The sequence below is a fragment of the Oceanobacillus limi genome (assembly GCF_900111445.1).
Classification (GTDB): Bacteria; Bacillota; Bacilli; order Bacillales; family Amphibacillaceae; genus Ornithinibacillus; species Ornithinibacillus limi.
This window is the reverse complement of record NZ_FOHE01000040.1, coordinates 1-5,951: the sequence shown is the minus strand read 5'-3', so window position 1 is coordinate 5,951 and position 5,951 is coordinate 1. Positions and strand designations below refer to the sequence as shown.

The 5,951-nt window shown below is 35.6% G+C and carries 14 protein-coding genes and 1 pseudogene; all 15 read left to right on the top strand.

Features of this window, described 5'->3' with window-relative positions; translation table 11 throughout:
• Positions 1-130 precede the first annotated feature (130 nt).
• On the top strand, positions 131-952 hold the full coding sequence (locus BMX40_RS20730) for a hypothetical protein (RefSeq protein WP_244513676.1): 822 nt from the start codon (positions 131-133) through the stop codon (positions 950-952).
• A gap of 14 nt (positions 953-966) precedes the next feature.
• Positions 967-1,761: an ATP-binding protein gene (locus BMX40_RS19720; RefSeq protein WP_090873151.1), complete on the top strand. Its 795-nt coding sequence runs from the start codon at positions 967-969 to the stop codon at positions 1,759-1,761.
• Positions 1,762-1,926 carry a hypothetical protein gene (locus BMX40_RS20490; protein ID WP_170840872.1) on the top strand — a complete coding sequence of 55 codons (165 nt, stop codon included), beginning with the start codon at positions 1,762-1,764 and terminating at the stop codon, positions 1,924-1,926. It begins immediately after the preceding gene.
• Positions 1,923-2,192 (top strand): hypothetical protein, encoded by a 270-nt coding sequence (locus BMX40_RS19715; RefSeq protein WP_090873149.1) that lies wholly within the window; start codon positions 1,923-1,925, stop codon positions 2,190-2,192. Before BMX40_RS20490 ends, BMX40_RS19715 begins: the two co-directional genes overlap by 4 nt.
• Positions 2,185-2,502: a hypothetical protein gene (locus BMX40_RS19710; protein WP_090873147.1), complete on the top strand. Its 318-nt coding sequence runs from the start codon at positions 2,185-2,187 to the stop codon at positions 2,500-2,502. The genes BMX40_RS19715 and BMX40_RS19710 overlap by 8 nt, the downstream gene beginning before the upstream one ends.
• The gene (locus BMX40_RS19705; RefSeq protein WP_090873145.1) at positions 2,495-3,007 is read left to right on the top strand and encodes a hypothetical protein; all 513 of its coding nucleotides are present in this window, start codon (positions 2,495-2,497) and stop codon (positions 3,005-3,007) included. Before BMX40_RS19710 ends, BMX40_RS19705 begins: the two co-directional genes overlap by 8 nt.
• Before the next feature lie 21 nt (positions 3,008-3,028).
• Positions 3,029-3,358, top strand: coding sequence for a hypothetical protein (locus BMX40_RS19700; RefSeq protein WP_090873143.1), 330 nt, complete (start codon positions 3,029-3,031; stop codon positions 3,356-3,358).
• Between the two features lie 46 nt (positions 3,359-3,404).
• Positions 3,405-3,650, top strand: a complete 246-nt coding sequence (locus BMX40_RS19695) for a hypothetical protein (protein ID WP_090873141.1) — start codon at positions 3,405-3,407, stop codon at positions 3,648-3,650.
• Positions 3,647-3,958: a MazG-like family protein gene (locus BMX40_RS19690; protein WP_090873139.1), complete on the top strand. Its 312-nt coding sequence runs from the start codon at positions 3,647-3,649 to the stop codon at positions 3,956-3,958. The genes BMX40_RS19695 and BMX40_RS19690 overlap by 4 nt, the downstream gene beginning before the upstream one ends.
• 201 nt (positions 3,959-4,159) lie before the next feature.
• On the top strand, positions 4,160-4,360 hold the full coding sequence (locus tag BMX40_RS19680) for a Fur-regulated basic protein FbpA (protein ID WP_090873135.1): 201 nt from the start codon (positions 4,160-4,162) through the stop codon (positions 4,358-4,360).
• Positions 4,357-4,539: a hypothetical protein gene (locus tag BMX40_RS19675; protein ID WP_090873133.1), complete on the top strand. Its 183-nt coding sequence runs from the start codon at positions 4,357-4,359 to the stop codon at positions 4,537-4,539. Before BMX40_RS19680 ends, BMX40_RS19675 begins: the two co-directional genes overlap by 4 nt.
• Before the next feature lie 102 nt (positions 4,540-4,641).
• Positions 4,642-4,836 (top strand): XtrA/YqaO family protein, encoded by a 195-nt coding sequence (locus BMX40_RS19670; RefSeq protein WP_090873153.1) that lies wholly within the window; start codon positions 4,642-4,644, stop codon positions 4,834-4,836.
• The gene (locus BMX40_RS19665; RefSeq protein WP_090873131.1) at positions 4,836-5,312 is read left to right on the top strand and encodes a hypothetical protein; all 477 of its coding nucleotides are present in this window, start codon (positions 4,836-4,838) and stop codon (positions 5,310-5,312) included. Before BMX40_RS19670 ends, BMX40_RS19665 begins: the two co-directional genes overlap by 1 nt.
• An 83-nt stretch (positions 5,313-5,395) precedes the next feature.
• Positions 5,396-5,854, top strand: coding sequence for an ArpU family phage packaging/lysis transcriptional regulator (locus BMX40_RS19660; protein ID WP_090873130.1), 459 nt, complete (start codon positions 5,396-5,398; stop codon positions 5,852-5,854).
• Positions 5,851-5,951, top strand: a pseudogene (locus BMX40_RS20725) (tyrosine-type recombinase/integrase); the annotation flags it as partial. The gene BMX40_RS19660 and the pseudogene BMX40_RS20725, both read left to right, overlap by 4 nt.

Below are 5,951 nucleotides of genomic sequence, written 5' to 3'. Positions count from 1 at the left end.
ACTAATGAACAGGATCTACTTGTCCATGTATTAGATTATATGCAGCGATACCCACATTATGACTTTATTCGGTTGGAAAATAAATTTGCTATATGCGAAAGAAATAATAAGCAATTGAAGGAGGATAACAATGGCTAAGTTCAGAAAGGTACACACAGAATTTTGGGACGATCCAAAGGTAGTTGAAGAAATGACGCCCGAAGATAAGCTTTTTTTCCTATATTTACTTACAAACTCAAACACTACTCAAATTGGTATCTATCAAATTACCAAAAAGCAAATGGCGTTTGATACAGGATATTCCATTGAGAGTATTAATTCGTTACTAGACAGGTTTATCAAGCATCACAAACTCGTCATTTACAACGTTGAAACAAGGGAACTCGCAATTAAAAATTGGGGCAAATATAACCTCAATCGTGGTGGCAAACCAATTGAAGATTGTGTCAGATCGGAATTGAACTCAGTCAAAGATAAAACATTGATACCTTTTGTAGGAGAACGGATAGAAAACAGTAAAATCAAGGGTATTTACGATACGTATCACGATACGTCAACGATAAGGGGGCAAGAAGAAGAAAAAGAAGAAGAAAAAGAAAAAGAAGAAGAAAAAGAAAAAGATAATCCAATTCGTGATCTATTCGATCACTTTGTTTCTAAAAATATAATTCATCATAAAAAGATAACCAGTGCGATGAGAAGTGCAATTAAATCCAGACTGAAAGATTATCACTTTGATGAACTAAAAAAAGCCATTGATAATTATGCTTTCGTACTTAACAGCAACAATCATTGGTTCACACACAAATATCCTTTGGCTGACTTCATGAGGGACAAGGATGTACGAAAATTTGTGGATGAGGCGGACCCTTTAAATAACTTTAAGAAAGGTGGATCTGGGCATGAACCACCCCAAATGGGTAAGTATGATCCATCTAAAGACAGATTTTAGCAGGAGGTATTACTTTGGAATCGACTAAAGATATCATTGGGCGAATGTCTAAGATACAAGAAGTTGGAGAAAAAGAATGTGAAAACTGCGGGGCGGTATACAAACTTTTCGAGACCCCTAGAGGTATTATGGGAGCTTGTAAACCTTGTGCTGATGAAAATTTAAAAAAGAAACTGAATCTACCAACCATTGAAGAATTCAGAAATAGTAAAGAAAGGAATTTTATTCTTAGCTTCGAACGTGTATCCGATGATTTAAAAAAAGCAACAGTCAGTTCATACAGGCCCCAAAATGATTTCCAACTTAAAGCCAAACAGTCAGCAATTAAGTTTGTGAAGGGATTTAACGGAATACAGTCATTAGCTTTTAGTGGTAATCCAGGACTTGGTAAGAGTCATTTGGCTTATGCCGTTACTAAAGCTATAAGAGATAAAAAATATAAAGCTCTATATATCAAGGTTACTGACTTATTCGACCGAATTAAAAGTACTTACGGACATCATTCGCAAGTAACGGAAGAACAAATATTTCGTATGATTAATGATTTGGATTTGTTAGTTCTGGACGATATAGGTTCTGAGTACGTAAAAGCGAATGATTCAGGTCATGAAACATGGGCTTCCGATGTTCTGTACAAGATTTTCGATCTTAGGTTAAACAAATCCGTAATTTGTACAACAAACTACTCGGAAAGCGAACTACAACAAAAATACGGGAATAATGGTCCAAGGATTATTTCTAGAATGATGAACAACGCAACTGGAATTCGACTAGAAGGTGAAGATCACAGGCGACAGGAGGCGTTTTAAATGTGGAACGGAATGAAAAGCGTGATGGTATTTGACCCAAAGGACACACAAGAAGAAACAAATCGAAAGTGGATTCAGTGGAATCAGCATAAAAGTGCTGTACAAGATAAGGCGGTACCAGGAGCAGAGGAAACTAGAAGGAAAATGAATGAGTTGAGGGCATGAACACTCTCACTCGCAAAGATGCCTACTTCAAAGGCAGATATGACGAACAGGTGATATTGCTAGAAGGAAAAGAACTAGGGATTTCAAAACGGCAACTTAAAGAGATAACAGAGCTGCATAACAAAGGAATGCACTATAAACAGATTTCTAAAAGGGTTAAAAGGGATCCGATCGAGGTAATTGTTGCTCTTTTGCATCAAGTAGATCGGAAAAAGCCAATGAAGCCATTTGCTTATTTATTCAAGGATGGTGGACAAGATGAATGATCCAGCGGTATTCGAAAATCCCTGCACAATATGCAGAAAAAGAGAAGCTACTCAGTTGTGTGACTATATCATTGAATATCATCCAGTTATATTCTTCCGAGATTACAAAAGGTTCATTGAACAAAAAGCTTACCAACATGAAACGTGCGACTTGCCTTTGTGTAAAGAATGCGCTCGGAAGGCTCAGCCAGGTTATGATTTTTGTCCACATCATTACGCTTTATATAAACAAATAGAGTTGCCAGGTAAATTGAAAAGAGCTCAAAGAGTATCAAAAGCTAAATTGATTGGAGTGTATGAGGATGATTGATCAGAAGAGGTTAGAAAGAATTAAATGGAACTTTAAAAATGGTTATGATTTTAATCCATCATCCGCACAAGATAATGCGATTGAAGAAGATTTTGACTGGCTAATCCAACAAGCTGAACGCTCTCAAAAGAATGCCCAAGACTTAGAGGACATGGACAGACAGCTAGCTTCGGAACAAAAGCGTGTAAGAGAACTGGAAATGAACGTGAAGTTATTTAGGGAATCTTCACAAGAAAATATCAAGAAACAAGCAGAAGAAAAGCAGCAGTTAGAAAAGCATTTTGATGAACTATACCAAAAACACATTTCAACCAAAAAGGATTTGGAAAAACATATAAAAATAACTGATTGGGAACTAGCTGGAGAAAAAGCGCAAAACAAACGGTATAAACAGGCTATTGAAGAAATAGCATTCCAAGCGTCATTGGTTGAAACGTCAGATAATGTACAGCAAGTCATAGACAAAGCCTTGGCAGGTGAATCCAATGAAGTACATCACTCATAAAGGAGCATTAAAATAAAAATTATGTGTAATTGCGATGACAGTGTAGTAGTCGGAAACTATAAAAATCAAATTGAAGTTGATACTCCTAAACATATGAAGGGAATGGGAAGTATCGGGTGGTATACATTCCGCGAAACCCTATGTATAGATGCTTGTCTATTGGGGGAAATACAAGACTTATGGAACAAGGGCATAGCAACTACTGGTTGCTGTTGTGGCCATAATCAAATACAAGGTTATATCGGTGTGATTGATGAACATATCCCACGAATGAAAGAGTTGGGATATAAAGTGCAATTCAATCCAATGAGACCCAACGATGAAGATAGCTTTATTCCAAAAAGACTTTAAATGCAATCGGATTGCTGTTTATATACCGAATCTGCAGGAGGGTACCATGGAGAATCAATTAACGATATTTGATATGCCTGAACTCAAAACATATGTCCCAAAAGAAAACGAAGTATATCATCACGGTATGAAAATTTTCGTAGTAACTGGAGCAATGATGGTACGTGTTGAAGATCAAGTTGAACAACATGTTTTTTATAAGTATCAAAACGGAATTTACCGAGGTTGCAGCGTTGATAAGTTTTTGAAACGTATAAATCAAGGTGAATTTGTGAAGGAGGTAAACCTATGAACAATATAAGTAAATTGACTGATCGCATTGAAGTGTGGGCGATTGACAGAGGATTAGATGAAGCACAACCAGAAAAACAAATGCTGAAACTGGTTGAAGAAGTTGGAGAACTATCTCAAGGGTTAGCTAAAGGTATTACTGCTCAAGTAATTGATTCTATTGGTGATGTATATGTAGTGTTAACAATTCTTTCTATGCAAATGGATCTAGATATTAGAGATTGTATAGAACAAGCATATGAAGAAATCAAAGACCGCAAAGGAAAAATGGTAAACGGTGTATTTGTAAAAGAAAGTGATCTGGCATGAGTCAAATAAGCAAAGTCAGAGCAACCACGAAAAAGAAGTGTGTCGATCTTTGCAGGGATAAGGAAAAGCGTGGTTATGAGTGTGTGAAGAAGATTCATAAAGTGATGATTCCATATAAACATTTCAGCAAAAGGAAAAAATATTTAGCTTCTACTTATGACGAATATTGGGAAGCCATTTATAAACGGTAGGGGGATAAAAATGAACGATATAGCAGAAAGAAAAGATCAACAAGCTGCGCAAGATAGAAAAAATGATCTAATCAACAGTCTATACCAAATGGGTGTTTATGAAACTAGCGATGGCAGGGTTATAGACGAAGTGAGTTTGTACACACTCGAATGGACTTATGTAGAGGAATTGAATAAAGCTGCAAAAGCGTATGAGGAAGTTGAAAAATGACAGAACTAACAACAACATTTTTATTACTAACTGTAGTGTTATATGCATTAACAATAATTGCATTTTCAAGAGTTCATAAAAGAGCATTGACTAGGATTGACGAACTGAATAGGGATCTCATGAATGAGCAGTTATCAAATGTTCGATTAAAACGCGAGATAGGGAGGGATAACGAGTGAAACCATGTAAAGAGTGCTCTAGGAATCCGCAGAATGCGAAAAGTTGCTTGTGTGATTCTTGTTATAAAAAGGCATTGTAATAACAACAGTGGGGGCGGTATCGTGAGATTAAAGAAGATTTCTTTCGAGAACGAAAAGTTGAATCTAGACATAAAAGAAGGAGATAAGCCGTTTGTTGTCGTATATTGTCAAGGGAAAGCGAAAATAACGTATTTACCTGAACATGGTGAGACAAAGGTTATCACGCATCAAGGGAGGGTGAAGCGAGTTAAGTTTGATGAGGGGGAAGATTTTTAGTGGAATATATTAGAGAATTCCAATGGTTAATTGGTCTAATAATCGGTTTTTTATTGAATCAATTTTCTGTGTCAATAGATAGAAAAAGACGAAAAAAAGACATAAATCAAATTTTCAAGAAACACATTTTGTTTATAAAAAGTAGATTGGATTATATGAGCCGTGAGCTTGTAAAAATTCCAAATACGATCTATTACAAAGAGGATTCAAAAAATGTATTTATAAAAAACATGGAAGAACTTTATGACTATATTTCAAGTATTTCTAAAAACGAGATTCCTGATAAATTAATAAATGAAGTAACAGAGATTACAGGTGACTTCCAATTTTTCATTAACACGATGAGGAACACTGAAGTTGGGCAACCTTTTTATGAAAATGACGAATTTGGCGATAAATTAACATTTGCAGAGGGATATGCTAAAAGACAAAGGGAAAATGTTATTAGGCTATTTCAATATCTAAAAATTAAATAGTTCTACCAGCTAACTGGAGGACACTGAACGACAGCTTATTGCTGTTGTTTAGTGTCCTTTTATTATTTCGAGGAGGGGTCGGAATGACAGAACAGCAATTATCTTTTAAGTTACCAAAGCTAGATCGTGATGCTACACGTGATGCAGTAGAGGAGCAATTGGAGAGTTATAAGTTTTATCTGCTAATGGATCCAGAGGATATTGAACCTAAAATAACGTCATCATTAAAGCTTGTTGCAACTGCACCTAGCAATCAATTTCATTCCAGTACGGAAGATGCAGCAATTAAGAAGATAGACCAAGAGAAAAAAAGACGGGATTTTATCAAAAGAATACAAAGGGCGGTTAATCGGTTAACTTATCAAGAACGATCAATTATTATAAAACGCTATTTAACTGATGAAGACGTTTATGATTATGAGATTTACAATGAACTTGGATTTAGTGAAAGAAAGTATTATCGAATTAAATCAAGAGCGTTTTATAAGCTTGCTCTAATTTTGCGTATAGAAGTATATGAGCAAGGAGATGAAGTAAGTTGAATTTTGTACAACCTGTTAGAGATCCAGAAGTGATTAGAGAAATCAAGCGATATTTAAGAGAGCAAAGTGAAAGAGATTATATGTTATTTGTCACAGG

Coding starts and splice junctions, on each gene's coding strand:
- BMX40_RS19710 (WP_090873147.1), top strand. CDS start 2,185: ATGAATGATCCAGCGGTATTCGAAAATCCCTGCACAATATGCAGAAAA.
- BMX40_RS19690 (WP_090873139.1), top strand. CDS start 3,647: ATGAACAATATAAGTAAATTGACTGATCGCATTGAAGTGTGGGCGATT.
- BMX40_RS20730 (WP_244513676.1), top strand. CDS start 131: ATGGCTAAGTTCAGAAAGGTACACACAGAATTTTGGGACGATCCAAAG.
- BMX40_RS19680 (WP_090873135.1), top strand. CDS start 4,160: ATGAACGATATAGCAGAAAGAAAAGATCAACAAGCTGCGCAAGATAGA.
- BMX40_RS19700 (WP_090873143.1), top strand. CDS start 3,029: ATGTGTAATTGCGATGACAGTGTAGTAGTCGGAAACTATAAAAATCAA.
- BMX40_RS19715 (WP_090873149.1), top strand. CDS start 1,923: ATGAACACTCTCACTCGCAAAGATGCCTACTTCAAAGGCAGATATGAC.
- BMX40_RS19695 (WP_090873141.1), top strand. CDS start 3,405: ATGGAGAATCAATTAACGATATTTGATATGCCTGAACTCAAAACATAT.
- BMX40_RS20490 (WP_170840872.1), top strand. CDS start 1,762: ATGTGGAACGGAATGAAAAGCGTGATGGTATTTGACCCAAAGGACACA.
- BMX40_RS19705 (WP_090873145.1), top strand. CDS start 2,495: ATGATTGATCAGAAGAGGTTAGAAAGAATTAAATGGAACTTTAAAAAT.
- BMX40_RS19675 (WP_090873133.1), top strand. CDS start 4,357: ATGACAGAACTAACAACAACATTTTTATTACTAACTGTAGTGTTATAT.
- BMX40_RS19660 (WP_090873130.1), top strand. CDS start 5,396: ATGACAGAACAGCAATTATCTTTTAAGTTACCAAAGCTAGATCGTGAT.